This window comes from Bacteroidota bacterium, assembly GCA_030706565.1.
GTDB lineage: Bacteria > Bacteroidota > Bacteroidia > Bacteroidales > JAUZOH01 > JAUZOH01.
Genome location: JAUZOH010000471.1, coordinates 1 through 2,732 on the forward strand (window position 1 = coordinate 1; position 2,732 = coordinate 2,732).

At 36.5% G+C, this 2,732-nt stretch carries 2 protein-coding genes; both read right to left on the bottom strand.

Going from position 1 to position 2,732, the window contains the following annotated elements; all coding sequences use genetic code 11:
- Nucleotides 1–236: 236 nt before the first annotated feature.
- On the bottom strand, nt 237–1,052 hold the full coding sequence (locus tag Q8907_15665; protein MDP4275708.1) for an alpha/beta hydrolase family protein: 816 nt from the start codon (nt 1,050–1,052) through the stop codon (nt 237–239).
- Nucleotides 1,053–1,369: 317 nt separating this feature from the next.
- Nucleotides 1,370–2,732: polysaccharide lyase family 8 super-sandwich domain-containing protein (locus Q8907_15670; protein ID MDP4275709.1), on the bottom strand; the 1,363-nt coding region annotated here is incomplete at its 5' end.

The following is a 2,732-nucleotide window of genomic DNA, read 5'->3' on the forward strand; positions in this document are numbered from 1 at the left end:
CTGGAGGCCGTATCAGGCCATATCACCGGATTTACATGAGGAGGACGCACAAACCCCCCGAATGACCATGCAGGTAGCGAAACATTTTCTACAGTTTGAGCACATAGCCTTAGCGTAACAAAAAGAAAAAATATTGCAATAAATTTTATTTTCATCTTAACTTTATTTTTGTTGAGAATAACAACCTTGGTATCAGAATCCTTTTATCTTTCAGAAAGACAGACAAAGGGCTTATATTACTTATTTTTAAAGAAATCGTTGAAAAACACCAACTGATATTTTATTGAATTCCGCCAATAATTCCACGTGTGTTTGCCAGGCCGCTCAATATAATCATGAGGAATTTTATATTCAAGCATTTTTTGGTGCAAATTAAGGTTTACTGTGTGAAAGAAGTCATCCACCCCGCAATCAAAAATCAATTTGACGGGCTTGCCTTTTATGGAATCCAGCAAATTAATGACAGTATTTTTATCCCAATTGGCCTGATATTGAGCATAGTCACCAAGCCGTTTTGAAATATCCCAATTTTTTGGGAATGGCCTAAAATCAACTCCTCCACTCATGCTGCCTGCTGCACCAAAGGTATCCTGGTGCCGGAAAGTCAGGTAAAAAGCGCCATGCCCTCCCATACTTAAACCGGCAATTGCACGGCCGCTTTTATTTTTTATAACCTTATAATTCGCATCCATATATGCAACAAGCTCCTTTGATACATAGGTTTCATATTTCATGGTAGAATCAACGGGACTATCGAAATACCAACTTGTTTTGCCACCATCAGGACATACAATGATGAAATTATACAAGTCAACATATTCTTTTAACTCCGGGACATTGGTTATCCAATCCTTCTGATTGCCCCCAGCTCCGTGCAATAAATACAATACAGGCAGTTGTTTTTTCGATCTCTTGTAGTTATCAGGTTTAATCACAACATTCATGATTTTTTTATTCATGGATTGGCTCATAATGGCAACCGTATCTACCTTACCTGCATAACTGTAACCAGTACTTAATAAAATAAATAATAATCCTATTAATCTTTTCATTTCTCAGTTTTAAGTTTTTAATAAATAATCATTTGATTCCTCATCAAGGGTTATGGTTTCAAAGTTAAAAAAATACACCAAGCCATTCACGGCGAATAAAAACTATTGTCTGTTAATTTGTGTCTTGTCCCTCTTCAATTTAGTATTGTACCCTTAATTTTCTAAACTCCATATGCTTTGAATCCAACTTTAACCTTCAACCTGTATGTTAAACCCGGACAAAAATCAGCCTTATTTTATAATACTAAGGTTTTCTAAAATTTAATCCGGACAATTTTATAAAAATCAGTTCTATTGATAACATAGTACTATGAATCCTATAGTACTATAGAAACAGAACTACCTCTGTAACCGGCTGTCTGTGGAAGAGGAATCTTAATCCTGGTTTGTCTGCTTTCAGGATTATAGGTTACATTTTTTCCTGAGAATTTCCCGGAAACAACCAATACAAAATCAATAAGTTTTTGTGTAGGGTCTTCGACGGTTATTTTAATCTTTCCATTTCTTTGCTTTTCCAGCATTACGATTCCGGCATTTTCACTATTAACTTTCAATTTGCCAAAATTAACAGATCCTGCCTTATAAAAAATCGTCTGACATAGGGATTGCTCCATATCTGTAACAGACTGGCACTCTGTTGAATTTTTCAACACTGTTACCGTTGGTTTCGACATAAAGGCCAACAACTTAACTTTTGAGGTATTGGGTAAAATACAATATTCATAAGTGGCATTTTGAGGCATGACGCCATGTTCGATGAATAGATTAAACACTTTGCCAGAATCCGGGATATTTTTATAAAAATCAGCAATAAGCCCCCAATTCCCTTTTTGCAATTTGTTGCTGATATGAAGTTTTTCTGCTTTTATCAAATAATATCCTATTTTATTATGATATACACCCTTAATATCATTCCGCGTAATTTCTGTATTTTCAGCAAGGACTGCTTCCCGGTCTGTACTTCCATCATAATATGTTACATCACCTTTCAGATAGGGCTGGTCCAGGGAGGTAAAAACAGGCAGATTATTTACAGTAGATATGCCAGCTCCTAAACAAATGATAACATCATGGATAAAAAAATAGGATTTATAGGCCGTCAAACCATCGTGTTTAAGAATCATGGCCGAGGCTCCTTTTTCCCCATCGCTTACACCGCCAACAAAATCAGATCTCTTCAGGCTATAATCTATGGTAGGCTTATTGCCATCCTGAACAGTGAGGCCAGGTAACCTTCTCCAATTCCATACAGGAAATATGTTCTCATATTCATTCCCTTCATTCATAATGGACATTACACCATCTGCAGCATAGAAACCTTGCAGATTCTCGCTATTGGTCATTTCAATGCCTTTTGTCCTGTTGGAATTCATCCTCAGGGAAGCAAACCAGGTTGGAGTACGGTGTATGGCATATTCAGACCTCCAAAAATATTTATGCCCAAGCAGGTTGTTTTCAGTTGTATTTTTTAAAAGGTTTTCATTGATAAAGTTTCCAAATTGACCAGAGGAGGAAACATCGGCCTTCATCATGTTCAGGATTGAAACAGATAAGGAAAATGACTTGGCTTTTTGAGAATTATTAAATACCTGTCGTGCACATGCCCCGGGGTCCATTTTCCCTTTCCAGATTGTCCACTGTATACCTTCTAAAATATAATTCCTCAAATACTTCATTTTA

What these genes read in the sequence shown, in the direction of transcription:
- Q8907_15665 (MDP4275708.1), bottom strand. Translation starts at nt 1,052, where the DNA reads ATGAAAAGATTAATAGGATTATTATTTATTTTATTAAGTACTGGTTAC.